Below are 26513 nucleotides of genomic sequence, written 5' to 3'. Positions count from 1 at the left end.
CAAATAATTTGGAAAATGCCAAAAAATTTTTAAAACGTGATTTTAGTAAAAAATCTAATTTTTGAGGTTTTTTCTGGAAAAATTTCACTCGTGAAACCGTACCTACTCTCAGAACTACTAAAATCCACTTATACAAGGGGGGATGTGAGGGAGGGGGGGAGTACCCGTGAATTCCCATCCCGGTGAAGAGATCTGGCGCTTACACAGTGAATTGTGTTTGGCCCTATTTGAGGTTTGATTCTCTTCAGACTCTGAGAGATGGGACAAATGTTCTTTGGCACAAATCTTAAATCAGATACCCATCTGACTTACTGGTGAGGATCTTAAATGTGTTTGGCTTTATGATGAAGGTGAAGATCCAGGAAGTAAAAATAAAGTTTGGCTCACCATCCTAATAAAATTCTTGTGTTTCCTTAAATCATAATAAAAAGGAAGACATAAATTTTCTATCTAAACCCGCATAAACATTAGGCATTACGGCATTTTTGCTGTAACTTTATTGTGCGATTAATAAGAAAGCAAAATGAAGGTAAAATACAATAGGGTTTCTACATTATTACAAACAGGAAACCGATTTGAGGCAGATACTGAAAAATACGATTTGGTATTATTGGATAAAATATCAGGTTCTGTGAGTTTTATGGATCGACCCAAAACAAAAGAACTAATTCAATTAATTCAATCGGGACTCGTTTCTGAAATTGTGGTGGAAGAGCTCTCGCGACTTGGGAGGAATACTGGGGACGTTATCAAAACCTTGGAATGGTTTGAGAAAATGGAAATCAATGTCCGTGTTAAGAATATCGGCCTTGAATCTCGACCAATGGGAAAGAAGAATCCCATTTGGAAAATGATTTCTTCGGTGATGAGTAGTTTATATGAACTGGAATTGAGTAACATTCTCGAGAGAACCTCAGTCGGACGAATGGTTTACGTTCAAAATGGTGGTGTTTTGGGAAGACCAACAGGTGGCGGAGAAACAGATTTACAATTCATCAGTAAACCCAAAAATCAAAAGGTGTTGGAATATTTGAAAAAAGACAGGACAATCAGGGAGATAGCCAAACAATTAGATATGTCTTCCAAGACCGTAATGAAGGTAAAAACTACTGCATTAAAGATGGAATTGATATAGTATGGTAGAACTTGGATTTGGATTGTATTTCTTAGTATTGTTTTTAATGTATCTCGCCCTGCCACAAAGATGGGTGAGAATGAAAAATTTGCGTATTACACAAAAAAAGATGGTTGACGATGTATTGCTTTGGTGTCATCAAAATTATTTTCCCACACCGAAAAATCACAAACTCCAATATAAAATCCATTATTATCAGCACAAGAAGTTTGATGGATTATATTGTGGGATTTCCAAAACAATAACTCTTTACATCACACCTGAGAAAAGAGTCATTGATGTAATTGATACGATACTTCACGAGTATCAACATTATATGGATATTCAAAACAAAAAACAGGTCAATCTTTATTCAGAAGTACTTACCCAAGTAGGTTATGATAAACATCCAATGGAAATTTCTGCTAGAAAGTTCGCCAAGAAACACCGAGTTAAGTGTTTTGAAAATTTTCAAAGAAAATGGTTTTAGTTCACAAATGGGTCAATTCTACACCACTATTTTTAAGATAAGAATTACCTTTTGTGGTATATGATTTATTGGGTTTGTAATACCTGTATCGGGAAATTAGGTTAGAAAGACTTATAAAACTAAGTGTAAAGTTCCACCAAAGAAAATACGACAAAAAATTACTAAAAGCTACCACTATTTTAAGACAATCAAACGGAAATTTAAAAGATAAATTCATCACTAATTCGTAGTGGAAAGTTGGAGTACAAATCTACTGTTGCATTGGTTCTTAAAGTTCTTGACCTACCCACAGCTTGAATCAAATCGGCTTGGATTAAGGATAATTGAATCATTCGTAGTTCCAGATTATCAAAACAATTGAACTTGAATTTAAATCCATTATACTCAATGTTCTGAAAACTCATCGTGGTTTGGGTGGTTTTAAACTCAATTCCTAAAACTATAGCCGTTAGAAAGTATTCGATATTGTTTCTGTGGGGAGTTCCAACCACCGCAATGTCAGTCCCTTTTAAAGAATCATACCCTGAACAATTTCCGAAGTACATATCCTTTACTGGATTTTTGAATTGGTTGGCGAACGCTTTAAAAGTGATAACAGGTTTATCACCAACTCTATTACTGATAATGGAACTATACCTCCCTAGTGAATTTCTCGAACACGACCTTTTGGTAAATTGTATTACAGACCCCATCTGTTTTACATCCCCAATATCAATGACTTCAATTCGGTTGGGATAGAGTCTTTTATAAATCTCAATTGGAATGGTTGCCGACATAATGATAATTTTTTTATCAATGGGAAGGTCTCTTTTAATAACAAAATGAATAAGGTCAGGATCTTTTCCATCCTTAAGGAAGAAGGAACTGTTTAGAAAATCAAAGACATTGGACTGAATTGAAGTTTTCGAGACCGCTTCCACTAAATCATCGATTTCAATTAGATAAGTGGGAGTCTTTTTAATCTCCAATGGACTGGATTCCGATAGGGACTGAATGATTCTTGATAGAGGTTCATTTACCTCTTTAGAGGTCAAACTTAATTTGAATAAATCCGAAACATTCATTGTTTTGATATCAATTAAACTACTCAAGGGGTCTTCGTCAAAGATTATGGTATCCAAAGGAAATTGACTGTGAAGAACTCGTTTATGTGTAGTGAGAACACTCCCAGTGGATAAGTAAGATAACTGTAGCTGTTCGATGTATTGTCTTGCCAGCTGGATATCTTCAGAAGTGTATTCATTGGAGTTTCGAGAACTTACAATATGATTGAGTATCTCCATCGATTTATGAGGAAGTCCAATTGAGTAATAGTACTGTAATTTTAGATTAATTGATTCGTTCTCAAATGCAATTGGGTCAGGTGTTTTCACATAGTCAATTCTCATTCGATCACCCACTTCATTTTTAAGGTCATTGGTTGGTAATGCGATGGTGGCAAGAGACGATGTTAGACACTGGGTCTTACCAATTGCCGTAGGGAGTGAAAACAAATATATTTTCCCGACTTCCCCCTCACGGATTACCCTTTGATAGTTTTCTTGAAGAATTTCTTCCCCTTGTGATAGTTCGATTCGGTTGATGGGTTCAATGATTTGTACCGATCCTCTAATATCTTTTGTGGCGGAGACTAAATCATAAAGGTCATTATCCTGCTGGAAAGGAGAGAATTGGTGAATTGGAATCGGTGGATAATTTACCTTATTAATATAAGGAATGATATTGAAATTGTTTTGAGTGTACTGAGTTGTTCCATTATTATTGTAGTACTTCATAGTATCTTTCATTAATTTTTTTCCTCCTTTAATATAATGTAGGTTGGTAGCCAATCCAAAGAGTTCATCGTGGTACAACCATTGACCATTTAGGAATTGATCCAATATCTTTACTTTTGATCGTGCCACATTAAAATCGATGGTAGTTATTTCGCCCCCTTTTGTAGTTGTAGGGGTTGTAGTAGTTGTACTAGAAATTGGTTGAAAACGGCTATTTCTATAGTTATTATATAGAAAAGTACGTTTTTCACCAAAATTGGATTCATAGTAGTTAAAGTTGATCTCGGGTATTTTTCTAGTCTTACCGCCGTCCTTGGTGATGAGTTCAATACTCAGTAGATGGAACAACCTTTGGGTTGAAATTGGTTCTGTGTTCGTAATAAATGATTCTTTACCCCCGAGGAAGAACCTTGCGGGATTTTTACACTTTTTATCCGCTTGAGGAAAAACAGATAACAGTCCCCCAGTAATTAACTTATGGATTCTTAGATCTGAAACAGGACTATCCAAGAACAGCACCACCCGAAACTTTCTAAGGGACTCAGAATCCGATAAGGTAGTATACCATAGTTGTGGTACTATATTATAGGTATTGAAAATTTCATATACCTTTTCAATGCTGATGTCCCCATTATCAAAATCCAAAGCGAATATGGACTGACTGACCCAATTTTCATTTTTGACCCTTCCATTAAACAGACTTCCCGTCCAAGAGTAGGTGTAGGGTTTTGCTACAAAGGTTGAGAGTTCGTTTATGGTAAGTCCCGTTACCAAGTTCATTCGATTAGTGATTCCCCCAAATTCTTTGTTTGAAGGTTTTGATCGTTGTGTTTTCGGGTCAATGGTTAGTGTGTATTTTGTTGTTGTACTCATAATAGTAAATAATAAAGAAAATAAGTGAGAAAGAGAAATCGACCCTAATAAAAAACACTATTTTTTTTGAGAAAGGTGTCAATTGACCCGTTTCTTGAAATCAACAATAAAATTTAAACCACTAAAAATCATTAATTTAAATAAAAATAAAAAATAATTTATAAAAAAATATCAAAATATTTGTAACAATGATATTTTTATTCTTACCTTTGTCCCACAAAACAGAACAATTATGAAAAATAATATTTCAAAAGGAGTTTTTACAGAATTAGTAGAGGAGTTCGGGAAAAAGAGTTCTTTTGATATGTTTATGGAATTAGATGATATTTTGAAAATTACCACCGATGGTCAAAAAATAATCAGATCAACGGGGAGTTCCGTTGAAGCCAATCATATAAATTCTTCAATTAGAAATAAAGTAAACAATAGGTTCGTAGACATTAAACAGGAATACGGTAGAATTATAAGAAGTCAGGAGTTTAGGCAGATATTAGATAAACTGGTAGCTTTGGAAACAGAAATGATTCAATCAAGATGTTTTCTAAACATTGATGTTAAGTTAGGGATTACTAAAAGAGTAATTAAGAGCGGTGAGAAGGTTGAGTATGTTATTGCAAGGGCACCATTTTATAGGCCAGGTTATGTTCGTTCAGAATTGACTGTTTATATGGGAGGAATTCAAGAATTAGGAAATGATTTGGATAAATTAAGGAATGATAAAAAATTTATGTCTAATGCGTATGAAGAGTTGAGAGACGCAATGATTAAGGAGATGAGACTTTAAGTTTATCTCGTATTAAAAATAAAATGGGGGTATAGTACCCCATTTTTTAAAAATTTAAAAAATATCAAAAAATCTGTAACAATGAAACAAAAAATAAAATGAGTATTAATTTTAAAATTTATATACAATGGAAGAAATTAAAAAACTTGTCGGAAACCTGACAAAAAAGCCAATGATTATCTCGGTAGATGATCTGGAAGAACATCCTTATCACAGGGAAATGTATGACCCAATTCAAGAAGGGTATTTTAAGGAATCAATTAAACGAACTAACGGTGAACCAATTCACGCACCTGTTGTGGTATCAGCTGAGAACCAAGGAGGTTGTTATCGACTTGTTGGAGGAGCGGGAAGATTAGATGAAATGATTCGCAATGGAGCCAAAGAGATTGAGGTAATTTACATTGAGATGGAGGATGAGAATCAGATTAGGAATTTGATCGTTGACCTTAATAAACAAAGAGTCAAAACAGGTCGAGAGTTACGAAATGAGTTTATCCATCACTGTTTGAATTATCCTCCCAAGAAAGGGATTAAAAATTACAACCGTTTGGAGTTGATTTCAGGGGAAACAGCTCACCCAGAGGAACGAGTTAAGAAATTAATTCGGTTGGAGTCAGAACTAGGAGGAACACAGTACGATTGGGTTATAACTAAAGTATTTGGGGACGAACTCTCGCTTCACCAAGGATTGAAGTTCTGTTCTGTTTTAAAGAATGAAACCACACAGTCAATAGTTCCTGAAGTAGTTAATAAACTGATTGATAACGGATGTGATTTTGATAGGGTAATTGACATAGGGAATCAAATGGACTTGACTAACAACTCTGAATTTGAGATTGCATTACCATTTCTTAAAAACGAATCGAGTGTTGAGGAAATTTCCAACACAATCAAACAACTCGATAAAACCAAAGGGGTGATTCGATTGTATGAGGATGGAAAATCACCAGTAAAGCTACTCAACAGGGAGTACATTTCTGAGAATTCGATCATTATCAATGGAGATTCAGCAACGGTTGACTTACGACTGTTAGTTCAAAAGATGTTTAGAATGATGGTTGGTTCTTGTGAGTATGGTTATGGAACCAAGAGAAAACCACGACCCGACCAAGACAACCACGATGAGTTATCCAAAATGTCAGCTCAAGAGTTTGCCCAGTATACGGCAAAGATTTATCATAGGTACTTACCTTATTTGACTAAGGATGGTTCGATTTATCTTATTGTATATGATTACAAGTCGGATGAATATTCGGGTTATTCCTGCTTTACAGAACATTTGGTACTTGAGATGAAAAAATTAGGGATGTATCTAGTTGGTAGAAAGTTGTGGGTGAAAACCAACCCACTGAGAAGACAATATTCCTATAAGGATGCGGTTGAAGGGTATGAGTTTATTTATAGATTCTCAGCCAACCCAGAGGATCTATATACCAACCCTTATATGTTGATGAGGGAAGAAGCAGAAACAGTTTTTAAACTTACCCAAGGGTGTACCAACCATTCCAATAATCCTGAGTCAAATAGAGGAGGGAAATATTTTCAGTCTAACATCAAAAAGGTGCTCAACACCTTGGATGAGAACTATTGTGAAGAGATTATTCGAGGGAATGTAGGGAATCCGGGAGATTATTTCAGAGTGGCAGAAAAGGTAAAGCACAGTTCTACCTCACCGATATATTTGACTTCAACCCTTATTTTGGAAGGTTCTGCACCTGGGGATTCTGTTTTGGATATCTGGAATGGGGTTGGAAATTCGATGATTAGTTCCCTATTACTAGGGCGCCAATACGCAGGAATCGAAATTGAGGAAAACTACTATAACCAAACCATTAAAAAGGTAATTGAGACAGAAAAAGTGGTTAAGGAGTACAGCATAATGGAACAACTATACCAACTTCAAGAGTCTAGAGAAGTAGCTTAGAAAATTATAACAAACAATTAAATAATTTCACAATGAAAACCAATTATTTTTTGGACAAAAGTGTCCAAGACCTTAGAGAAATGTTTCCGAATTTGAATTTTTTGGAAACCAAATTTGATAATTCTGTAATGGGAATCGATACAGAGAATAATCAAGTGATATACCACGAGTGGGATATGATTCACACTTTGATGAAACAAATCGATGAAGAAATCTATGAGATGGATACAGACACGGTTGAGTGGTTTGATTTCTATGACCAGTGTTCAGAAGAAGTTTATTCGATGGAAGAGTTTATAATCTTAGATAACAATGAGTCATTACCACCAGAAGTATGTAGAGACCCGGACGAACTTTGTCAGTATCCGTTTACTCGTCCAACCTAGAATTTCGATTGACATTCATTAGAAACCCAGTGGTAGGTTGACTAATAATGGCTCCCATAGTTATTCTTAATCCAAGAATAATTTAATACCCCCTTTCATTTCGTGAATTGAATTTACGCATCATTAATTTGATGGGTCAGGGATTCTTTATTTCATTTTTTAACTTAAACCTCGTGGGTGGTATTAAGGTGAACCCACACCAATATTATGGCAAAAAAATTAAGTAAATTTTCAGACCAAGAATTAATCAAAGAATTAATTTCAAGAGGGAATCATTTCCCAACGCTTCATTCTGACTGTACAATTAACTCACCATCTGTTTTTCTTGACCTCCCAATTCAAGAGATAGTAGAGTATACTTCTGGAGATTTAAGAGTCAATGATGAATTTTTTACAGAAAATTATCTGTCTGTTTTTAATTCATTAGATTGGGACTATGCACGAGATTTGGCTTTCTTTTCAGTAATTGATTACATCAACTTCACTCTGAGAAGGAAATGTGTAAATGAGAATTCACACTAATAATAAAGTTTAGTAATCAGAATGGATTTTTTATAGTAAAATCAAGATAGAGCTTGACTGTTAATTTAAACCAGTTTACATTAGCTATGACATTTTGATTTTACTATAAAATAGTTTCTCATTTCAAGAAGTTTAACAATAGGATAAGAGGAGTATGGAGGAATTTGAAAAAAGTCAAAATACATTAACCTTGGCAGAGGTTGCACATAGATTAAATTACAAGAATGAACACGTTACCAAAAGATGGTTAAAGAAGAATGGAATCCAAATCCATCGTCTTGCCAAGAATAATTTTGTTTACCAAATCGAATTGGATTTAGTATTAGAAAGACCTTATGTGATTAGTCTAAGAAATAAATACCCACAGAAGTGGAAGGATATGTACCGCGTTGTTTGCAAGGATATATCCTTATATGAATTAATGGTTATGGAAATGGGAGAATCAACCCCGTTTATCCCAATGACCAAAGTGAGTTTGAGAAGTAAATCAGATGATAAACTTTATAAATCACTATTGATATGAGTATTCTAAAACTACCAAAGAATCCATATAAAGGATTAAAACTATTCTGTAAAAAGTGTAGGGTCGACAATCCAAAATGCAACCATCACGATAGAATAATATACAGGGTTAGAGTTCACGTTCCCGGTACAATCAAAGACATTAAATCCAAAATGTTAACCGCTACCAACTATGAGGACGCAGTTGCAGAATCTATTGAATTTGAAAAAGAACTTAAATCCAATAGTTACCAAACGGTTAAACCCAAAGTAGACGAAGGTAATGACTATTCTGTATTGGGAGCCATTGTTAAATACAACCAGTACCTAAATGGAGAATCTCAGTACGCTCACTTACGAAAAGACGTTACAAAGGGACATATAGATGAAATGATACGTTTCTGTAGATTCTTTGCCAAGATATTGAAACAGAGATATGATATTGAGAGGATGAGAATCACGGATGTTTCCCAACACGATGTAGCGGATTTTTATCTTTGGGCAGAAGACCATTACGCACCTAAGTCATTCAATAAATGTTTGGCGGGGTTAAAAGGTTTCTTTGATTTTCTAATTGATGTGGAAGAAGTAGAAATGAAAAATCCTTTTAGAAAATACGTTAGAAAGTATGTTCCGCAGTCGGAAATTGATACTATAAATAAGGATGAGTTCGATTCCATTCTTAATGCGGTTGATAATTACACACCAATTAGTGTATTAGGTGGTAAAGGAGAGAGAAAGAATATGTATAGACCTTATTTGAAAGATGGGTTTAAACTATTCTTACTATCAGGAGGTAGGAGAGAGGAAGTGGTAGATTTAAGATGGAACAATATTTTTGAATCTGAAAATAAGATTAAGTTTTTTAGAATCAAGAATCTTAAGGTTACTCGTATTATGAAAAGGGAGACCGTTTACAAGTACATCCCTATAACAGATGACTTATCTGATTTCTTAAAGGAATTGGGTTACGATGAAAAACGTAATACAGACGAGTACATATTATTTCCTCAGAGGTACGAGAAATCCAAAACGATGATGGATGTACTTAGTAAATCATTTACACATTATAGAATTGGGGCAGGTGTTGAAAAAGAAATAACTCTTTCAAACCTTCGTAAAACGTATATTAGTTGGGTAAATTTTGAAATGGGGATTGATACTCCATATGTATCATCTCATTCTACAAATGGGGTGTTGGAGAAATTCTATCTTGACCCTAAGATTTTGACGGCAATTGAAACCACAGCGTTGAAGGTTCGAGTTTTTGGAAATAAAACACCTTAAGTAAGAATAATAAAACACACAAAATAGGATGACCTCAGGTGAAAACTTGAGGTTTTTTTATGGTAGTTCAAAAAAATCCTTCCTCACGCAGTTTCCTCACGCAGAGAGTATGAGGTAGAGTAATTAAGTCACAAAAATCTATTAAAAAACCCCTAACTAATTGATAGTTAAGGGTTTGTTTTGGTAGCGAAGACGGGAGTTGAACCCGTGACCTCAGGGTTATGAATCCTGCGCTCTAACCAACTGAGCTACCTCGCCATTTTTATTGGTTTTGCATCTCTCAATGCGGGTGCAAATATAGAAATAATAATAAAGTTTACAAGTAAAAATAGATAAAAAAATATTTTTGAAAACACTTTTTTTTTGAGTTTATATTCTTATATTTCACAAAAAAATAAATATATTCATGGAATCAAAAGTACGCTACGAGATAGAGTTTCCTATTAATTCTTCCCCACAATTATTGTATCAATATATCTCTACTCCATCTGGTTTATCAGAATGGTTTGCCGATAATGTAAATTCACGTGGTGAGTTCTTTACATTTATTTGGAATGATTCGCAAGAGAAAGCAAGATTAGCGTCTAAAAAATCGGGAGAAAAAGTGAAATTTAAATGGGTGGATGATAACGGTAAGGACACGGAATACTTTTTTGAACTGCATATATTAGAGGATGAAATTACAAAGGATGTTTCTTTATTAGTAATTGATTTTGCTCCCAAAGACGAATTAGATGAAGCCAAACAATTGTGGGAAAATCAAATTTCTGATTTGAAACATCTTATTGGATCAGTATAATAAATTATATTTTATAACTTATATTTGCCCTGAACAACATTCGGGGCTTTTTTTATGATCAATTTTAACGGAGATAGTAACGCACAAGAGAATATGTTAACACAAAATCGCGCCTTTTTGTATGGTGACGCTGTTTTTGAAACTCTTAAAATTGTACAAGGTAAAGTACTATTTTTAGAAGATCATTATTTTAGATTAATGGCTTCAATGCGTATTCTTCGAATGGAAATACCTATGAATTTCACTATGGAATACTTTGAAGAGCAACTACTATCTGTGGTGAAAAACAATGGTTTTTCTGATGCAGCTCGTGCACGAATTACGGTTTATCGTAATGACGGGGGCTATTATTTACCCACTACTAACGAAATTTCTTTTTTAATCCATACCAGTCCATTAGAAAATCAATTGTATGCTTTTGAGAAAAAGAAGTGCGAGGTAGATTTGTATAAAGATTTTTATATTGGTAAACAGTTGTTGTCCACTTTAAAAACCACGAATAAAATAATTCATGTTACCGCTAGTATTTATGCTAAAGAAAACGCATTGGATACCTGTATCCTATTAAATGATGCGAAGAATGTGGTAGAAGTGTTGCACGGTAATGTGTTTATGCTTTTGGGAAATACATTAGTTACTCCACCTATATCAGAAGGTTGTATTAACGGGATTATGAGAAAACAAGTTTTGTCTATAGCACGAAAGATAGAAGGACTAGAGGTAGTTGAAGAAGTGATTTCGCCTTTTGATCTTCAAAAGGCAGATGAGTTGTTTTTTACCAATGTGATTAGAGGAATTCAGCCCATTACTAAATACAGAAAGAAAGAGTTTACAACCTCAATAGCGAATCGAATATTAGAAGCTTTAAATGAATTGGTAAAAACTAATTAAGAAATGGATTTTCAGGAGCATTAGACCAAATAAGATATTCGCCTCCTAATTCAATTATTTTTTCTTTCCAAAAATGGGTTGTTGATTTTCCGATAATCTTATTTTTATAACTATTGGTGGTTACAATCCAAGAGTTGTTTTCCATTTCTGATTCTAATTGATCTTCTTCCCATCCAGTATAGCCTAGAAAAAAGCGAATATTAGTTTTGTTGATTTTTCCTTGATTAATTAATTCTTTTACCGATAGGAAGTCGCCACCCCAAAAAATTCCGTTAGATATTTCTACACTATTAGGGATTAATTCAGGAATATTGTGAATGAAATAGAGATTGTCTTGTTCTACTGGACCTCCATTGTAAACTTTAAAAGAGGCTTTGATATCAGGAACTAAATCGTTAATGGAGTATTTGAGAGGTTTATTGATAATAAATCCCACAGAGCCTTCATGGTCGTGATCTGTTAAAAGAATCACGGACCTGTTAAATGAAACATCACCAATTATATAAGGATCGGCAATAAGAAGTTGTCCTTTTTCTAATTTTGCTGAAATCATGGATTCAATTTTTATTAAAATTAACAATAAAAATCGTATTTAACTCAAATAACTCGATAAAAGGTAAAAAAAAACCTTCCAATAGGAAGGTTTTAAATTATATCAGGAAAACTTAATTAGTTTACAGCTCCTTCTAATTCAGCACCAGCTTTGAATTTTACTACATTTTTAGCAGCAATTTTGATAGTTTTTCCAGTTTGAGGGTTTCTTCCATCTCTAGCAGCTCTTTTAGAAACTGACCAAGATCCGAAACCAACTAAAGATACTCTTCCACCTTTTTTCAAAGTACCACCTACATTACCTAAAAATGATTCTAAAGCTAATTTTGCAGCTGCTTTAGTAATTCCTGCGTCAGCAGCGATAGCGTCGATTAATTCTGATTTGTTCATAATAATAAGTTATTAATTGTTGGTTAAAAAAAAATTGTTAAACAAATTTAGCAGGAAATCCTTTCTGTGCAAGGAAAAATTACAAATTACCGTTATTTTGTTAATAACTTGGTTTTTTTGTTCATAAAGACAGGCTTTTTTAACCCGAAAACGTAATAAATACTAGCTGTTAGCTATTAATAAGCTTTAGCTTCTTCGGTAAATTGAATACCATTTAATAATTCAGAAGACGTCATTTTTTTCTTGCCAGGAAATTGTAAACTTTTAATTTGAATAAATCCATTTTGTACAGCAATTTTTAGTTCTTTCTTAGTGCAAATCAATTGGCCTATATTTAAAGAATGGGATTCTTCTAGTATAGTAGCCTCATAAATCTTGACATTCCACTCTTCTCCTTTATCGCTCATGAAGCACCAAGCGGCTGGATAGGGACTTAAACCTCTAATTAGATTATGGATGGTTGAGGCAGATTTAGTCCAATCAATTTTACAATTCTCTTTATTGAGTTTGTAAGCGGTTTTAATATCGACCGTGTCTTGTTGAATCGTGGTGGTCACATTCCCTTTTTCAATTAATTTTAAAGTTTGAATTACGGTTTCGCTTCCTAGTAACATTAATCGGTCGTGTAATTCTCCTGCTGTTTCCGTTTTACTAATTGGAGTTTCAGCATTCAATATCATGGCACCAGTGTCAATTTTGTCATCAATAAAGAACGTCGTTACACCCGTTTTGTTCTCTCCATTGATGATTGCCCAGTTGATGGGCGCGGCACCTCTATAGTTAGGGAGTAGTGAAGCGTGAAGATTGAATGTGCCAAGCGACGGCATTTCCCAGACTACTTTAGGTAGCATTCTAAAAGCTACTACTATTTGTAAATTAGCGTTCAATGCCTTCAATTCAGACAAAAAACTTTCGTCTTTCAAATTGGTAGGCTGTAATAATGGGAGTTGGTGCGCTAAAGCATATTCTTTTACCGCAGAATATTTTATTTTTTGTCCGCGTCCAGCAGGTTTGTCTGCTGCTGTGATTACTCCAACTACTTCATATTGGTGTCGTAAAATAGTATCTAAAATGCCTACTGCAAATTCGGGAGTCCCCATGAATATGATACGTAATTTTTCCATTAGTGATGAATTGTATATTTGTTGTTCGCTTTAATAGCGATTTGTTCTTGTTCTAATAAATATTGAAGTACTTCAATAACGGCATTGGTATCGGTTTGGGTTTTTTCTTGAATTTCTCTTGACGTTAATTCTTCAGTTTGTAATAATGTAAGGATTGAATCAGAAAGAGATTTTGTATTAGTTGTTACTTTCTTTTTGCTAATGCAATATGAGCAAACTCCACAATCAGCATCCGATTTTTCGCCAAAATAAGCTAAAATTAATCGATTTTTACAAGTTTGGTTCTCTTTTATATAATGTATAATAGATTGAAGTTGCTCTTTTTTCAGCTGGTTTTGTTTTTCTAAATATTTTGAGATTTTATTAATGGTTCGCTCGTCTTCGCGAATTTCGTTAAAAAGTATCGAAGTATCATTGTTTTTTGAATGGAACTCAATTACATCTTTTTCTTTTAATTTGTTTAAAACTGCTTGTACTTCGGCAGGTTTATGATTCGATTTTTTAGCAATAAAGTCTAGGTTAAATGCAGTTTGCATTTCGTAAATGCCTGGATACGTTCTCAAAATAGTAAGAATAATTTCCTCGTCATTTGGATTCAAACTGATGTAGCGAATGACTTCTTTGGAAGGAATCAAAAATTGCAAACTTATTTTTTCTGAAAACTCTTGCGATAAACTAATGATACCTTGTCGATCTAAAAACTGAATGGCATTATAGGTTTTTAAAGGAGGAAAATTGTATTTCAAACAAAAGTGATTCATGTTAAAAGCAAATTGTTCATTGAAACCTTCCCCATAAGCAATTTGAAAATAGTTACACAATTTGATGTATACCGAATTCAAGAAAGACTTGTCGGGTAAATTGGACAAAAACTGATTCTCGGCTTGAAGGATGTCTGAAGGACTTGTGATTATAACAGCAAAAGCTTTCTCGCCATTGCGACCAGCACGACCTGATTCTTGGTAATAATTTTCAATATTATCAGGAAGTTGTATGTGAATTACAGTTTTTACATTGGCTTTGTCAATCCCCATTCCAAAAGCATTTGTAGCTACAATTACCTGTGCCTCTTCTTGCATCCACAACGCCATGTTTTTATCTTTTTCTTTTGGCGAAAGCCCACCATGATAATAAGTGGCTTTGAAACCTAAAGTGTTTAATTGACCCGACATGTCAATACACGAACGTCGGTTGCGAACATATACAATAGATGGTTGTGGATTTTTCTTGAGAATTTGCCCTATTGTATAGAGTTTATCTTCGGCTTCAATCGCTATATAAGCAATATTCTCTCTAGCAAATGATTTTTGAAAAACAGATGGATTTTGCAATCCTGTTTCGGTGATGATATCTTCTTTGACTCTTGGTGTTGCGGTGGCGGTTAAGGCTAAAAACGGAACTTTTTGAAAATGTTTTTTTAAGTCGGAAATTTTTAAATAAGCGGGTCTAAAATCGTGTCCCCATTGCGAAACACAATGCGCTTCGTCAATAGCAATAAGATTGATAGGAAGATTTTTAATTCGGTCCAAAATCCAATTCGATTGCAAACGTTCTGGCGATAAATAAAGAAATTTGTAATTGCCAAATTGGCAATTGTCTAACAAATCAATCATTTCTTCAGAACGGATTCCGCCAGTTAAAGCAATAGCTTTGATATTGCGTGCTTGTAAATTAGCTACTTGGTCTTTCATTAAGGCTACTAAAGGAGAAATGACTAAGCAAATACCTTCAGTCATCATTGCAGGTACTTGAAAACAGACAGATTTTCCACCACCTGTTGGTAGAATTGCCAATGTATCCTTGCCGCTTATAACAGAATCAATGATTTCGTTTTGTAGCGGTCTGAACTGATCGTATTTCCAGTATTTTTGAAGAATCGCTAGTGCTGTTTGCATAGATTTCAGTGCGCTGCGTTGGGTTTTCAATACAAAAGTGAATCACTTTTACATTATAGTTTAGTTTGAAATTTTATCTAAGATAAAAAGAATTCTTTTATCTACGGTATCTTTTGGAACTTCAATCAGTTCGTATCCGTATTTTTGATAGGTTTCTACTAAATGATTGTGGATTAATTGAGCTTGTTCAAAGTTTTCATAGCGTTCTTGATCACTCACATAAATGTCCTCCCAAGGAGGTAAAATGAAAATTTTAGAGTAAATATGTTCTTTACAAGCCGCATCAAAAAAAGCAGGATAGCTATCGCCAATATAATGCATATAGGCTAAAACATCTGGAATACCTCGATCTAAAAATATAATATTGTGTGGTTCTTGGTGGGCATCAAGAAACTGTTTTTTTCTTCCTTCTAACAAAAGTTCACTAAAAAGTAAAGGTTGTTCTAAAAACAATTGCTCAATTCCTTGTTTTTGTGCTTCGGCGGTTACTTGCCTAGAAATCTCGGGATAACAACAATATCCATTTTGGACTAATCTGTCTATGATAGTCGTTTTTCCTGTTCCAGGTCCGCCAATAATAACAACGATTTCTTTTTGCACTTTTTGTAAATAAGCCACAAATTTACCTAAAGTAATTGGGATTTTAAAAATTAATCTATTGGATAATTATCATTCGTTTCAAAAAATAACACGAAATTCAAATTTCTAAAATCAATACCTTATATTTGCGCTTATTTTAAGCGTAATAATGGATCAGGAAAAAGAAAAAAAGACAGCTGAATTTTATGAAAGATTGAAGGTTGAATTAGAAATGAGTACTACATGGCCTTCTATATATTTGTTTAAATTTATTGTCCCTTCGGTTGCTGATAATGTAGAGCAAGTAGAAAAAGCTTTTGATTGTATGGGAGCAGTAATTAAGACTACACAATCTAAAACAGGTAAATTTACAAGTATATCTGTTGATGTTCAAATGAAAAACGCTCAAGAAGTAATAGATAAATACATCGAAGTTTCAGTAATTGAAGGTATTGTTTCCTTATAAAATATGAATCCAAAATACACTAAAGAGAACGCAAATGATGTGGTACATCATTTAGAATACAATGCAGAAAGACCGCATTTAATTATTCCGGAGTACGGGCGTCATTTACAAAAATTAATAGATCAGGCTACTGTAATTGAAGATGTAGATGAGCGTAATAAGGCTGCAAAATACATCATCCAAGTAATGGGTACCTTGAATCCACATTTGCGTGATGTACCTGATTTTCAGCATAAATTATGGGATCAATTGTTTATCATGTCCGATTTTAAGCTAGACGTGGAGTCCCCGTATCCAATTCCTTCTCGTGAAGTATTACAATTAAAACCTGATGTTTTAAAATACCCACAAAATTTCCCCAAATACCGATATTATGGGAATAATATCAAATATATGATTGATGTAGCTAACAAATGGGAAGAGGGAGAAATGAAAAATGCGTTGGTGAAAGTAATTGCCAATCATATGAAAAAATCATACCTTAGTTGGAATAAAGATACTGTAAAAGATGATGTTATTTTTGAGCATCTGTATGAATTATCAGGAGGTAAGCTAAATTTATTACAAAGCACTGAGGAGTTATTAAATACAACCGATTTATTGCGAACTAATAAACGTGTTTCAAATAAGATTTCATCTCAAGGGCAATCGGTAAAACAAGCAAACAAGAATAATAAACAAGGAAAATCAAAATCGTTTCAAAAAAATAAACAAAAATAAATGGGAGTTTTCAAAATCGAAGGTGGCATTCGTCTGAAAGGAGAAATTACACCACAAGGAGCTAAAAATGAAGCATTACAAATATTATGTGCAATTCTATTAACTTCAGAAAAGGTAACAATCAATAATGTACCTGATATTATTGATATTAACAAGCTAATTACGTTGTTAGGTAATTTAGGAGTTAAAATTCAAAAAAACGGACCCAATTCATATACTTTTCAAGCGGATGAGGTAAATGTAAGTTACCTTGAGACTGAAGCTTTCAAAAAAGAGGGAGGAGCACTTCGAGGTTCTATTATGATAGTAGGACCGCTATTGGCTCGTTTTGGTAAAGGATATATCCCTAAACCGGGTGGTGACAAGATAGGTAGAAGAAGGTTAGATACTCATTTCGAAGGATTTATCAATTTAGGAGCTAAATTCAGATACAATAAAGAAGATCACTTTTATGGTGTAGAAACTCCAGAAGAAGGCTTAAAAGGGACCCATATGCTTTTAGATGAGGCTTCGGTAACGGGGACGGCAAATATTGTTATGGCTGCTGTTTTGGCAAAAGGAATTACTACTATTTATAATGCTGCTTGCGAACCGTATTTGCAACAGTTGTGTAAAATGTTGAACTCTATGGGAGCTAAAATCACGGGAGTGGGTTCCAACTTACTTACTATCGAAGGTGTAGAAAGCTTGGGTGGTTGTGAACACAGAATTCTTCCAGATATGATTGAGATAGGAAGCTGGATAGGTTTAGCAGCTATGACTCAATCAGAAATTACAATTAAAGATGTAAGCTGGGATAATCTAGGTGTTATTCCAAATGTGTTTAGAAAGTTAGGAATCACTTTGGAAAAACGAGGAGATGATATTTATATTCCATCTCACGTTGATGGATATGAAGTTAAGACGGATATTGATGGTTCTATATTAACTATTGCTGATGCTCCTTGGCCAGGATTTACTCCTGATTTATTAAGTATTGTTTTGGTTGTAGCTACTCAGGCTAAAGGTGATGTTTTAATTCACCAAAAAATGTTTGAAAGTCGTTTGTTCTTCGTAGATAAATTGATTGATATGGGAGCTAAAATTATGTTGTGTGATCCGCACCGAGCAGTAGTTATTGGGCATGATTTTAAATCACAGTTAAAAGCGACAACAATGTCTTCGCCAGATATCCGTGCAGGAATTTCATTGTTAATTGCAGCACTTTCTGCTAAAGGAACGAGTACAATTCAAAATATTGAACAAATCGACAGAGGTTATGAACGTATCGATGAGCGATTGAGAGCTATCGGTGCCAAAATTGTTAGAGCATAAATTAATATCAATCAAATAGTAAGTATCGTTTAGAGTTGTTTTGTTATATATAAATCCTCTAAACGATATTTTTATAAATATATCATGCCAAAAGTAGAAGCGGCTATTAAAGCAACTTATTTTAGTGTAATAGGTAATACTATCTTAGCTCTTATTAAGGGTTTAGCTGGTTTTTTTGGTAACTCGTATGCATTGATTGCCGATGCCATAGAATCAACTACTGATATCTTTGCTTCTTTTTTGGTTTTGTTTGGGATTAAATATTCGAATAAGCCTGCAGATGATAATCATCCCTATGGTCATGGGAGGGCAGAGCCATTAATAACGTTTATAGTAGTCGGTTTTTTGATTACTTCAGCAACTGTTATTGCGTATGAAAGTATTCTCAATATTAATACTCCACACGATTTGCCTAAATCGTGGACTTTATACGTTTTAGGAGCAATTATTCTTTGGAAAGAATATTCCTTCCAGGTGGTAATGAGAAGAAGCAAAGAAACACATAGTTCTGCTTTAAAAGCTGACGCTTGGCATCATCGAAGTGATGCTATTACTTCGGTTGCTGCTTTTATCGGGATATCGATAGCATTGTTTTTAGGAAAAGGATATGAATCAGCAGATGATTGGGCTGCGTTATTTGCTTCAGGATTCATTTTGTATAATAGTTATCTTATTTTTAGACCTGCTTTGGGCGAAATCATGGATGAACATTTGTATGATGATTTGATTGAAAACATTAGAATAGTTTCAAAAAGTGTAGACGGGATTATTGATACCGAAAAGTGTTTTATTCGTAAATCGGGTATGAAATACCATGTCGATTTACACGCTACTGTAAAAGCAACTATTTCAGTAAAGGAAGGACATGATTTGGCACACCAATTAAAAGATACTTTACGAGCCGAAATCCCAGAATTAGGACATGTGTTAATTCATGTTGAACCAGATGATTCGATATAAAAGAAAGGCGTTGCAATTTGCAACGCCTTTCTTTTAAATAATAAATTATTGTTGGTTACAAAAACGATTGTACCGCTAAATCATAACTTTTTAGGCCAAAACCTAAAATAACTCCTTTAGCATTTCCTGAAATATACGATTGATGTCGGAATTCTTCTCTACCAAAAGTATTGGATATGTGTACTTCAATAACTGGTGTGGTAATTGCTTTGATAGCATCTCCAATACCAATAGAAGTGTGAGTATATGCCCCGGCATTTAAAATAATACCATCATACAAAAAACCAACTTCTTGAATTTTTCCAATTAACTCTCCTTCAATATTGCTTTGAAAATAGTGAAATTCAATAGTAGGGAATTTTGCTTTTAAAATCTCAAAATAATCTTCAAAAGTTTGGCTTCCATATACTTCTGGTTCGCGTTTTCCTAAAAGGTTCAAGTTGGGTCCGTTGATGATACAAATTTTCATAAAATGATATTTTGGTAAAAATAAAAAAACCGTTCCAATAAAAGAACGGTTGTTATAAAATAGTTTGTTTTTCCTTTAAAAGAAGAATCCAGCAGATACTTGTAAAACAGAGTTTTTAACTTTAGCTTCAGGTGAAATTTCGTTTAAGCCAACAATATATCTACCTTGTAAAAATAATCCTTTAGTGATATGAATACTCAGACCTCCACCAGCCCCAAAATCTAGATTTTTCTGATCATTTATCGAGACATCATTTTTTTTGCTCATTAGAAACGATGCTTGTGGTCCAAAGTCCAAACTAAATGTGTTATTTAAATTAATTTTGGCCATTAATGGGATGCTTACATAGCCAACATCATTGGTAAAATCGTTTATAACTCCTACAGCATCATATTTAGCCCCTTGAGTGGAGTACAAAAGTTCAGGTTGTATTGAAAAGCGTTCTCCTAATTTCACTTCCGCTAATAGTCCGATGTGGAAATTGGTAATGGCATCCGTTTTGTAATTAGTGCTATTTACAGTAATTGTTGTGCCATTTTGGTTGGCATAATTAATTCCAGCTTTTAGTCCGATTCTGAAAATTTGAGCTGAAGATGTAAATGTTGCAAATAGAAGTATAGTAAGTAATAATAAATTTCGTTTCATAATAGGATAACTTGTAAGTGGGTTTAAATATAAAAACGCTTTTTAAGTGTATTTATTGTATTAAAATAATTTTATAGTAAGATCAAAATTACTATTTATTGCGGAATGTTGGTAGTATTTAATTAGTTTTTCTGTCTTTTATCGTGAATACTTTTCAATAGCCGATTTTTTATCCACGGATTCATTCGAATTTCTAATTTGGAGTCATAATTTTAAATGATATAATTATGAAAACAACTAGTGTAACACTACTAACTATTTTGATTTTTAGTTTTACTAACGCTCAAGATTCAAAACAAGTTAAAAATAATGGACAGACTTCTGAAGCGAAATGGTTAATTGAAGTGAATACTGCTTTTGGTACTCCTGTTGGTGCTGCTACAGGAATTAATTATGCTTCGCAAAATGGGGACTCGGTTTATAATTTTGGCGCTGAAGCAGGTTATTTTTTTATTGATAATTTGGCTTTAAAAGTAGGATTAGGTTATGGTGGGGTGAAATCAGATTTTATCGATACCACTATTTTTTCCTATAAAATAGGGGCTAAATACTATATTGTTCATCAATTTCCAATCCAACTAGATTTTTCAGGAGCTTCAATAAAAGATGCCGATGAGAATCCTTCTTATTTAGGAATGCAGGCAGGATATGCTTGGTTTTTGGGAGATAATGTTAGTGTTGAGCCAGGAGTTCGATATAATTTAAGTTTAAATCAAAACTATGCTAAAGCGGATACCTTTCAGTTGAACATAGGTTTTGCGTTACATTTTTAGAACGCGCCCCCAGTGTAATGAAAAACCACGTTGTTGAACGTGGTTTTTTTATGTCTAAAAATTACGTTTCTTTGTTTGGTGAATTGGACAACTTATATTAAAAACTATCAGTCGTATTTGAGAATCGAAAGAGGATTGTCAAAAAACACCATCGAGAATTATTCTTTTGATGTGGAGCGATTGTGTCTTTTTTTGGACCAAAATCAAATTCAAGTTTCTCCTGTTGCGATTACTGAAGAAACAATCCAGCAGTTTATTTACAGTGTTTCAAAACAGGTGAATGCTCGTTCGCAAGCCCGAATTATTTCAGGGTTAAAAAGCTTTTTTAATTATTTAGTTTTTGAAGATTATCGCACGGACAATCCGTTAGAATTAATCGAAACACCAAAGACAGGCAGGAAATTACCCGATACGCTATCGGTAGATGAAATAGATGCTTTAATCAATGCTATCGATTTGTCTTCTAATGAAGGAGAAAGAAATCGAGCGATGTTGGAAACCTTATATGGGTGTGGTCTTCGTGTTTCGGAATTGGTCAATTTGAAAATATCGGATTTATTCTTTGAAGAAGGATTTGTAAAAATTACCGGAAAAGGAAATAAACAGCGTTTTGTGCCTATTGGTAATCTGACTCAAAAATACATTCAATTGTATAAAGAGTCGATCCGAAATCACCTACCAATAAAAAAAGGATTTGAAGATACCTTGTTTTTGAATAGAAGAGGGAGTCAGCTTACTAGGGCTATGCTATTTACTATTATCAAAGATTTAGCAGCCAAAATCAATTTAAACAAAACAATTAGCCCACATACCTTACGTCACTCCTTTGCGACACACTTATTGGAAAATGGAGCCGATTTACGTTCAATTCAATTGATGTTAGGGCATGAATCAATCACTACTACTGAAATTTATGTGCATTTGGATAGAAAATACTTGACAGAGGTTATGAATACCTTTCATCCGAGAAAAGAATAAATGAAAATCCCCAATCTCATTTGAAATTGGGGATTTTTGTATTTGAAAATAGAAAGAATTACTTCGCAATATTAACCGCTCTAGTCTCTCTAATTACAGTTACTTTTACTTGACCTGGATAGGTCATTTCAGTTTGGATTTTTTGTGAAATTTCGAATGATAAGTTCGATGCTTTGTCATCTGAAACTTTTTCACTTTCTACAATTACACGTAATTCTCTACCTGCTTGAATCGCATAAGCACTCTTTACTCCGCCAAATCCGTAAGCCACATCTTCTAGGTCCTTCAAACGTTGGATATAAGAATCAAGAACTTGTCTTCTTGCTCCTGGTCTTGCACCTGAAATAGCATCACACACTTGGATGATTGGAGACAATAATGATTTCATTTCAATCTCATCGTGGTGTGCTCCAATCGCATTACAAACTTCTTCTTTTTCACCATATTTCTCAGCCCATTGCATACCTAATAAAGCGTGTGGTAAATCACTTTCTGTATCAGGTACTTTACCAATATCGTGTAATAAACCAGCTCGTTTTGCTAGTTTTACGTTTAATCCGAGTTCAGCAGCCATAATACCACAAAGCTTAGATACTTCACGAGAGTGTTGTAATAAGTTTTGTCCGTAAGACGAACGGTATTTCATTCTACCTACCACTTTAATCAATTCAGGATGTAATCCGTGGATACCCAAATCAATTACGGTACGTTTACCAACTTCAATGATTTCGTCGTCAATTTGTTTAGTAGTTTTAGCTACTACCTCTTCGATACGAGCTGGGTGAATACGTCCGTCTGTTACTAATTTATGTAAGGATAGACGAGCAATTTCTCTGCGCACAGGATCAAAACAAGAAAGAATGATTGCTTCAGGAGTGTCGTCAACAATAATTTCAACTCCAGTAGCCGCCTCCAATGCACGGATGTTACGTCCTTCACGCCCAATGATTCTACCTTTTACATCATCTGATTCTATATTGAATACAGAAACGCAATTTTCTACCGCTTCTTCCGTACCTACTCGTTGAATAGTGTTGATGATGATTTTCTTCGCTTCTTGTTGCGCAGTCAATTTAGCTTCTTCAATTGTATCTTGAATTTGAGCCATGGCCTGAGTTTTTGCTTCCGCTTTTAGACCTTCAATTAATTGTTCTTTAGCTTCATCAGCTGAAAGTCCTGAAATAACTTCAAGTTGTTGTAGTTGACTTTTATGGAGTTTTTCTACCTCAGCCTGTTTCTTTTCCAAAATTTCAATTTTTGAAGCATATTCGGCTGCTTTAGCTTCAAATTCGTCATTTACTCTTTTGGCTTTAGCCAATTCATTAGAAACTTGAGATTCTTTGTCACGTACTCTTTTTTCTACTTCGGCTACTTTTTTGTCACGAGCTAGAATTACTTGTTCGTGTTCTGATTTTAATTCGATAAATTTTTCTTTTGCTTGAAGAATTTTATCTTTTTTGATGTTTTCTGCTTCAAAATTAGCGTCTTTTAAGATAGAAGCAGCTTCTTTTTTTGCGTTTTTGATGAGATTCGAAATGTTGCTTTTTTCAATGATTTTAGCGATTGTAAAACCAGCTGCAACACCTATGATTCCAATAATAATTGTTACTATGTCCATGTTAATTAAAAAATTTATATATAAAAAAAGCCTACATTAGGTGCTTGTATAAACTCGTAAAGACAAGTTTTGAGCTAACTCACTGTTCAAGCTTCCTTACCAAAGTGAGGCGTGCTATAGTAGTGATGATTCGCTCATTCTAAATTGTTAGTGTTGAGTTTACCAAATTGAACTAATGTAGGCAGTATCTTAGTCTATGTAAAAGAACGTTTTATTTTTTGAGATATTCGTCTAATATCGAGTTGATTTTGTTTAATCTTTCGATAGTTTCCTCTCCATCTATCGCTTTGTCGATTTGTTTTTGTTCTACTTGAGAAGCAAATTGTAATGCACACATGGCTAATACATCTTGCTTGTCACGAACAGCATAATTTTCTTCAAATTGCTTAATCATCGTATCAATTTTTTTAGAAGCACTTCGGAGCCCTTCTTCTTGTGACGGATCCACCGTTAATGGATAAACTCGGTCTGCAATTGATATTTTTATTTTAAGCTTTTCGTCCATATTTTTTTAATCTGATAGCTGTGCTATGCAGTAATCAATTTCGCGAATTAATGAATTTATTTTAAGCTTAGTATCTCTTTTATTTTCTTCACTGCCAAGTAATGAGTTAGCAATTTTTAGAGCTTCATACTCTTTTTTCAAAGTATCAATCTCACGAGACTGATTGTGTATGATAGTTGTAGTATTGGTCAATTCTGTCTTTAAATCTTGATTGATTTTCTCTAAACTAGCCATCCTAGTGAAAAGGGTTTCAATCTTATTTTCAAGAGTATCAATTATTTCCGCAATTACACTCATTCTTATTCCAATTCATTACTTAATCTTACAAAGTTAGTATTCCTTTTTATTAATACAATATTTTATTTGCTTTTTTATTTAAAATTTAGTAATTTATTATCAAACAAAGGGTTATGATTTTTCAGTCTAATTCTAATTTTATTTATGAGTTTGTTTTTTTACCTTAGCCAAAATCAAATTTTATGAGATTCCTTCTTTTTTATTTGTTGTATTGTAGTACTCTCATGGCTCAAAATAGTTATCCTAAAGAGTATTTTAGTCCTCCTTTGGATATCCCAATGCAATTGTCAGGTAATTTTGGAGAATTGCGTCCGAATCATTTTCATGCGGGGTTTGATTTTAAAACACAACAAAAAGAGGGTTTAAAAGTCTATGCTGCTGCTGAAGGGTATGTCTCTCGTATTAAGATTTCTACTTTTGGAAACGGGAAAACTATTTACATTACACATCCTAACGGATATACTTCGGTGTATGCTCATTTGCAAAAAGCAGTAGGACCAATTCAAGATTTTATCACTAAAACACATTATAAAGAACAGGCTTTTGAAATTGAAATGTACTTAAAGCCAGGAGAAATTCCAATCAAAAAAGGGGAGTGGATTGCTATTTCAGGTAATACGGGTGCTTCAGAAGGGCCGCATTTGCACTTTGAAATTCGCGATTCTAAAACAGAGTATATCATCAATCCGATGCTTTTTGGATTTGATTCAGGTTTTAAAGACACTAAAAAACCTTCGATTTCAGGTTTGTATGTGTATCCTTTGACTCCAAAATCAACGGTAAATAAATCGCAACGACCTATTTTGTTGAATTATTCGTTACAAAAAGATGGGACTTTTTTGGCCGATAAAGTGGTGGCGAATGGTGAAATTGGCTTCGGAATTATTGCAGATGATTACGATGATGTGTCGTTTAATAAAAATGGAGTGTATAGTGTTCATTCGTTTTTGAATGGCCAACCTCGTTTTGAATATCAGTTTGATACGTATTCGTTTGATGATATGCGTTATGTGAATGCCTTAATTGATTACGCGAAATATAAAAAAACACAACAAAGAGTTCAAAAATTATTTATGAAAAATAAATACGGTTTGGCTTTTATTAAGACAGATGAGTCAAAAGGACAAATAACTCCAATCCCTAATTTGGACGAAGTATATCGTATTGAAGTTGCTGATTTTTTTGGTAACAAAACAGCAATTACAGTGCCTATTCAGTTTGATGCTAGTGCAGCGGTAATTTCAGCAGAACCTAAAGTCTCGAACTATTTCATTAAGGCGAATAAGGATAATATTTTTGAAAAAGACAATGCTTCGGTGTTTTTCCCAGCAGGAACATTTTATGATGATTTCCCTTTAAATTTTGAGGTGAAAAATAAGGTGTTGTATTTACATGACGATACCGTTCCAGCTCATACTAATTTTACTATTACAATGACAGATAGTAAAATGTCAAAAGAACAACAAGAAAAAACATTCATTGCTAGGATAGAGGGCGAAAAAATTAGCTATAACTCTACTTTTCGAAAAGATAGTGTATTTACAACCAAAGTGAAGACTTTAGGAAAGTACAAATTAGTTACAGATACTCTAGCGCCTACTGTTAGTATCACCAAACCTATTGAAGGGAGATGGGTAAGCCAAGATACAATACAATTGCAAATTTCGGATTCGGGTTCTGGAATTAAGACGTATAATGGGTATTTGAACGGCAAATGGGTTTTGTTTGAATACGACAATAAAACCAATACCATCACGCATTATTTTAATGATGATTTGGTTCTAAATGGTGCTAATGAGTTGAAAGTAATTGTAACAGATGCTATGGGAAATTCTGCTACCTTTGAAACTCGATTTTTTCGAAGTCTAAAAAAATAAAA

General features: G+C 33.9%; 28 protein-coding genes and 1 tRNA gene. 17 read left to right on the top strand and 12 right to left on the bottom strand.

What is annotated here, in order from left to right; genetic code table 11:
* The first annotated feature begins 523 nt into the window (after positions 1 to 523).
* Both MG292_RS10770 and MG292_RS10765 read left to right on the top strand, forming a co-directional pair.
* On the top strand, positions 524 to 1135 hold the full coding sequence (locus MG292_RS10770; protein ID WP_264532726.1) for a recombinase family protein: 612 nt from the start codon (positions 524 to 526) through the stop codon (positions 1133 to 1135).
* 1 nt (position 1136) lies between these two features.
* Positions 1137 to 1604 carry a hypothetical protein gene (locus tag MG292_RS10765; RefSeq protein WP_264532727.1) on the top strand — a complete coding sequence of 156 codons (468 nt, stop codon included), beginning with the start codon at positions 1137 to 1139 and terminating at the stop codon, positions 1602 to 1604.
* Positions 1605 to 1804: 200 nt separating this feature from the next.
* On the opposite strand, the gene MG292_RS10760 is transcribed toward MG292_RS10765, so the two are convergent.
* A complete protein-coding gene (locus MG292_RS10760) occupies positions 1805 to 4252 on the bottom strand; it encodes a hypothetical protein (RefSeq protein WP_264532728.1) in 2448 nt (815 codons plus the stop codon).
* A 232-nt stretch (positions 4253 to 4484) separates the two neighbouring features.
* Between MG292_RS10760 and MG292_RS10755 the strand changes: the two genes are divergently transcribed.
* From MG292_RS10755 to MG292_RS10730, 6 genes are all read left to right on the top strand, one after another.
* Positions 4485 to 5036, top strand: a complete 552-nt coding sequence (locus MG292_RS10755; RefSeq protein WP_264532729.1) for a hypothetical protein — start codon at positions 4485 to 4487, stop codon at positions 5034 to 5036.
* A 127-nt stretch (positions 5037 to 5163) separates the two neighbouring features.
* Positions 5164 to 6963 carry a DNA methyltransferase gene (locus tag MG292_RS10750; protein ID WP_264532730.1) on the top strand — a complete coding sequence of 600 codons (1800 nt, stop codon included), beginning with the start codon at positions 5164 to 5166 and terminating at the stop codon, positions 6961 to 6963.
* 32 nt (positions 6964 to 6995) lie between these two features.
* Positions 6996 to 7349 (top strand): hypothetical protein, encoded by a 354-nt coding sequence (locus MG292_RS10745; RefSeq protein WP_264532731.1) that lies wholly within the window; start codon positions 6996 to 6998, stop codon positions 7347 to 7349.
* Positions 7350 to 7556: 207 nt separating this feature from the next.
* Positions 7557 to 7871: a hypothetical protein gene (locus MG292_RS10740; protein ID WP_264532732.1), complete on the top strand. Its 315-nt coding sequence runs from the start codon at positions 7557 to 7559 to the stop codon at positions 7869 to 7871.
* 190 nt (positions 7872 to 8061) lie between these two features.
* Positions 8062 to 8394: a hypothetical protein gene (locus tag MG292_RS10735; RefSeq protein WP_280157860.1), complete on the top strand. Its 333-nt coding sequence runs from the start codon at positions 8062 to 8064 to the stop codon at positions 8392 to 8394.
* 152 nt (positions 8395 to 8546) lie between these two features.
* On the top strand, positions 8547 to 9659 hold the full coding sequence (locus MG292_RS10730; protein WP_264532734.1) for a tyrosine-type recombinase/integrase: 1113 nt from the start codon (positions 8547 to 8549) through the stop codon (positions 9657 to 9659).
* A gap of 181 nt (positions 9660 to 9840) precedes the next feature.
* Here MG292_RS10730 and MG292_RS10725 read toward each other — a convergent pair.
* Positions 9841 to 9917 (bottom strand) — tRNA-Met (locus MG292_RS10725).
* Between the two features lie 148 nt (positions 9918 to 10065).
* Here MG292_RS10725 and MG292_RS10720 point away from each other — a divergent pair.
* Both MG292_RS10720 and MG292_RS10715 read left to right on the top strand, forming a co-directional pair.
* On the top strand, positions 10066 to 10458 hold the full coding sequence (locus MG292_RS10720; RefSeq protein WP_264532735.1) for an START-like domain-containing protein: 393 nt from the start codon (positions 10066 to 10068) through the stop codon (positions 10456 to 10458).
* 54 nt (positions 10459 to 10512) lie between these two features.
* Entirely contained in the window at positions 10513 to 11349 is an 837-nt protein-coding gene (locus MG292_RS10715) for an aminotransferase class IV (protein WP_264532736.1), read from the top strand.
* Here MG292_RS10715 and MG292_RS10710 read toward each other — a convergent pair.
* The 5 genes from MG292_RS10710 to MG292_RS10690 form a co-directional block, all read right to left on the bottom strand.
* Positions 11342 to 11902: a YqgE/AlgH family protein gene (locus tag MG292_RS10710; protein WP_264532737.1), complete on the bottom strand. Its 561-nt coding sequence runs from the start codon at positions 11900 to 11902 to the stop codon at positions 11342 to 11344. The two genes, MG292_RS10715 and MG292_RS10710, sit on opposite strands and share 8 nt — an antisense overlap.
* Positions 11903 to 12018: 116 nt before the next feature.
* Positions 12019 to 12291 (bottom strand): HU family DNA-binding protein, encoded by a 273-nt coding sequence (locus tag MG292_RS10705; RefSeq protein ID WP_264532738.1) that lies wholly within the window; start codon positions 12289 to 12291, stop codon positions 12019 to 12021.
* A gap of 176 nt (positions 12292 to 12467) precedes the next feature.
* Positions 12468 to 13415, bottom strand: a complete 948-nt coding sequence (gene fmt / locus MG292_RS10700; RefSeq protein ID WP_264532739.1) for a methionyl-tRNA formyltransferase — start codon at positions 13413 to 13415, stop codon at positions 12468 to 12470.
* Positions 13415 to 15310: a RecQ family ATP-dependent DNA helicase gene (locus tag MG292_RS10695; RefSeq protein ID WP_264532740.1), complete on the bottom strand. Its 1896-nt coding sequence runs from the start codon at positions 15308 to 15310 to the stop codon at positions 13415 to 13417. Before MG292_RS10695 ends, fmt begins: the two co-directional genes overlap by 1 nt.
* A 60-nt stretch (positions 15311 to 15370) precedes the next feature.
* Positions 15371 to 15910: an AAA family ATPase gene (locus MG292_RS10690; RefSeq protein WP_264532741.1), complete on the bottom strand. Its 540-nt coding sequence runs from the start codon at positions 15908 to 15910 to the stop codon at positions 15371 to 15373.
* Between the two features lie 148 nt (positions 15911 to 16058).
* On the opposite strand from MG292_RS10690, the gene MG292_RS10685 reads away from it, so the two are divergent.
* From MG292_RS10685 to MG292_RS10670, 4 genes are all read left to right on the top strand, one after another.
* Positions 16059 to 16355, top strand: a complete 297-nt coding sequence (locus MG292_RS10685; protein WP_264532742.1) for a DUF493 family protein — start codon at positions 16059 to 16061, stop codon at positions 16353 to 16355.
* Between the two features lie 3 nt (positions 16356 to 16358).
* Positions 16359 to 17075, top strand: a complete 717-nt coding sequence (locus MG292_RS10680) for a DUF4290 domain-containing protein (protein ID WP_264532743.1) — start codon at positions 16359 to 16361, stop codon at positions 17073 to 17075.
* A complete protein-coding gene (gene murA / locus MG292_RS10675) occupies positions 17076 to 18389 on the top strand; it encodes a UDP-N-acetylglucosamine 1-carboxyvinyltransferase (RefSeq protein WP_264532744.1) in 1314 nt (437 codons plus the stop codon).
* 84 nt (positions 18390 to 18473) lie between these two features.
* Positions 18474 to 19349: a cation diffusion facilitator family transporter gene (locus MG292_RS10670; RefSeq protein WP_264532745.1), complete on the top strand. Its 876-nt coding sequence runs from the start codon at positions 18474 to 18476 to the stop codon at positions 19347 to 19349.
* 55 nt (positions 19350 to 19404) lie between these two features.
* Here the strand turns inward: MG292_RS10670 and aroQ are convergent, their stop codons facing one another.
* A complete protein-coding gene (gene aroQ, locus MG292_RS10665) occupies positions 19405 to 19818 on the bottom strand; it encodes a type II 3-dehydroquinate dehydratase (protein ID WP_264532746.1) in 414 nt (137 codons plus the stop codon).
* A 75-nt stretch (positions 19819 to 19893) separates the two neighbouring features.
* Positions 19894 to 20463 carry a porin family protein gene (locus MG292_RS10660; RefSeq protein WP_264532747.1) on the bottom strand — a complete coding sequence of 190 codons (570 nt, stop codon included), beginning with the start codon at positions 20461 to 20463 and terminating at the stop codon, positions 19894 to 19896.
* A 227-nt stretch (positions 20464 to 20690) separates the two neighbouring features.
* On the opposite strand from MG292_RS10660, the gene MG292_RS10655 reads away from it, so the two are divergent.
* Together MG292_RS10655 and xerD are read left to right on the top strand one after the other, a co-directional pair.
* On the top strand, positions 20691 to 21236 hold the full coding sequence (locus MG292_RS10655; protein ID WP_264532748.1) for a hypothetical protein: 546 nt from the start codon (positions 20691 to 20693) through the stop codon (positions 21234 to 21236).
* A 78-nt stretch (positions 21237 to 21314) separates the two neighbouring features.
* On the top strand, positions 21315 to 22214 hold the full coding sequence (xerD, locus tag MG292_RS10650; protein ID WP_264534585.1) for a site-specific tyrosine recombinase XerD: 900 nt from the start codon (positions 21315 to 21317) through the stop codon (positions 22212 to 22214).
* A gap of 58 nt (positions 22215 to 22272) precedes the next feature.
* Here xerD and rny read toward each other — a convergent pair whose 3' ends face one another.
* From rny to MG292_RS10635, 3 genes are all read right to left on the bottom strand, one after another.
* Positions 22273 to 23832 (bottom strand): ribonuclease Y, encoded by a 1560-nt coding sequence (rny, locus tag MG292_RS10645; RefSeq protein WP_264532749.1) that lies wholly within the window; start codon positions 23830 to 23832, stop codon positions 22273 to 22275.
* A gap of 211 nt (positions 23833 to 24043) precedes the next feature.
* Positions 24044 to 24337, bottom strand: coding sequence for a cell division protein ZapA (locus MG292_RS10640; protein WP_264532750.1), 294 nt, complete (start codon positions 24335 to 24337; stop codon positions 24044 to 24046).
* A 6-nt stretch (positions 24338 to 24343) separates the two neighbouring features.
* Positions 24344 to 24634: a hypothetical protein gene (locus MG292_RS10635; RefSeq protein ID WP_264532751.1), complete on the bottom strand. Its 291-nt coding sequence runs from the start codon at positions 24632 to 24634 to the stop codon at positions 24344 to 24346.
* Between the two features lie 182 nt (positions 24635 to 24816).
* On the opposite strand from MG292_RS10635, the gene MG292_RS10630 reads away from it, so the two are divergent.
* Positions 24817 to 26511 (top strand): M23 family metallopeptidase, encoded by a 1695-nt coding sequence (locus tag MG292_RS10630; protein WP_264532752.1) that lies wholly within the window; start codon positions 24817 to 24819, stop codon positions 26509 to 26511.
* Positions 26512 to 26513 lie beyond the last annotated feature (2 nt).

This window comes from Flavobacterium keumense (assembly GCF_029866485.1).
Taxonomy (GTDB): domain Bacteria; phylum Bacteroidota; class Bacteroidia; order Flavobacteriales; family Flavobacteriaceae; genus Flavobacterium; species Flavobacterium keumense.
The sequence above is the reverse complement of the archived record's forward strand: the minus strand, read 5'-3'. Positions and strand labels throughout refer to the sequence as shown.

What these genes read in the sequence shown, in the direction of transcription:
- MG292_RS10760 (WP_264532728.1), bottom strand. Translation starts at nt 4,252, where the DNA reads ATGAGTACAACAACAAAATACACACTAACCATTGACCCGAAAACACAA.
- rny (WP_264532749.1), bottom strand. Translation starts at nt 23,832, where the DNA reads ATGGACATAGTAACAATTATTATTGGAATCATAGGTGTTGCAGCTGGT.
- MG292_RS10765 (WP_264532727.1), top strand. Translation starts at nt 1,137, where the DNA reads ATGGTAGAACTTGGATTTGGATTGTATTTCTTAGTATTGTTTTTAATG.
- MG292_RS10685 (WP_264532742.1), top strand. Translation starts at nt 16,059, where the DNA reads ATGGATCAGGAAAAAGAAAAAAAGACAGCTGAATTTTATGAAAGATTG.
- MG292_RS10695 (WP_264532740.1), bottom strand. Translation starts at nt 15,310, where the DNA reads ATGCAAACAGCACTAGCGATTCTTCAAAAATACTGGAAATACGATCAG.
- MG292_RS10705 (WP_264532738.1), bottom strand. Translation starts at nt 12,291, where the DNA reads ATGAACAAATCAGAATTAATCGACGCTATCGCTGCTGACGCAGGAATT.
- MG292_RS10670 (WP_264532745.1), top strand. Translation starts at nt 18,474, where the DNA reads ATGCCAAAAGTAGAAGCGGCTATTAAAGCAACTTATTTTAGTGTAATA.
- fmt (WP_264532739.1), bottom strand. Translation starts at nt 13,415, where the DNA reads ATGGAAAAATTACGTATCATATTCATGGGGACTCCCGAATTTGCAGTA.
- aroQ (WP_264532746.1), bottom strand. Translation starts at nt 19,818, where the DNA reads ATGAAAATTTGTATCATCAACGGACCCAACTTGAACCTTTTAGGAAAA.
- MG292_RS10770 (WP_264532726.1), top strand. Translation starts at nt 524, where the DNA reads ATGAAGGTAAAATACAATAGGGTTTCTACATTATTACAAACAGGAAAC.
- MG292_RS10680 (WP_264532743.1), top strand. Translation starts at nt 16,359, where the DNA reads ATGAATCCAAAATACACTAAAGAGAACGCAAATGATGTGGTACATCAT.
- MG292_RS10745 (WP_264532731.1), top strand. Translation starts at nt 6,996, where the DNA reads ATGAAAACCAATTATTTTTTGGACAAAAGTGTCCAAGACCTTAGAGAA.
- MG292_RS10630 (WP_264532752.1), top strand. Translation starts at nt 24,817, where the DNA reads ATGAGATTCCTTCTTTTTTATTTGTTGTATTGTAGTACTCTCATGGCT.
- MG292_RS10730 (WP_264532734.1), top strand. Translation starts at nt 8,547, where the DNA reads ATGTTAACCGCTACCAACTATGAGGACGCAGTTGCAGAATCTATTGAA.
- MG292_RS10755 (WP_264532729.1), top strand. Translation starts at nt 4,485, where the DNA reads ATGAAAAATAATATTTCAAAAGGAGTTTTTACAGAATTAGTAGAGGAG.
- MG292_RS10715 (WP_264532736.1), top strand. Translation starts at nt 10,513, where the DNA reads ATGATCAATTTTAACGGAGATAGTAACGCACAAGAGAATATGTTAACA.
- MG292_RS10720 (WP_264532735.1), top strand. Translation starts at nt 10,066, where the DNA reads ATGGAATCAAAAGTACGCTACGAGATAGAGTTTCCTATTAATTCTTCC.
- MG292_RS10635 (WP_264532751.1), bottom strand. Translation starts at nt 24,634, where the DNA reads ATGAGTGTAATTGCGGAAATAATTGATACTCTTGAAAATAAGATTGAA.
- murA (WP_264532744.1), top strand. Translation starts at nt 17,076, where the DNA reads ATGGGAGTTTTCAAAATCGAAGGTGGCATTCGTCTGAAAGGAGAAATT.
- MG292_RS10740 (WP_264532732.1), top strand. Translation starts at nt 7,557, where the DNA reads ATGGCAAAAAAATTAAGTAAATTTTCAGACCAAGAATTAATCAAAGAA.
- MG292_RS10660 (WP_264532747.1), bottom strand. Translation starts at nt 20,463, where the DNA reads ATGAAACGAAATTTATTATTACTTACTATACTTCTATTTGCAACATTT.
- MG292_RS10750 (WP_264532730.1), top strand. Translation starts at nt 5,164, where the DNA reads ATGGAAGAAATTAAAAAACTTGTCGGAAACCTGACAAAAAAGCCAATG.
- MG292_RS10710 (WP_264532737.1), bottom strand. Translation starts at nt 11,902, where the DNA reads ATGATTTCAGCAAAATTAGAAAAAGGACAACTTCTTATTGCCGATCCT.
- MG292_RS10655 (WP_264532748.1), top strand. Translation starts at nt 20,691, where the DNA reads ATGAAAACAACTAGTGTAACACTACTAACTATTTTGATTTTTAGTTTT.
- MG292_RS10640 (WP_264532750.1), bottom strand. Translation starts at nt 24,337, where the DNA reads ATGGACGAAAAGCTTAAAATAAAAATATCAATTGCAGACCGAGTTTAT.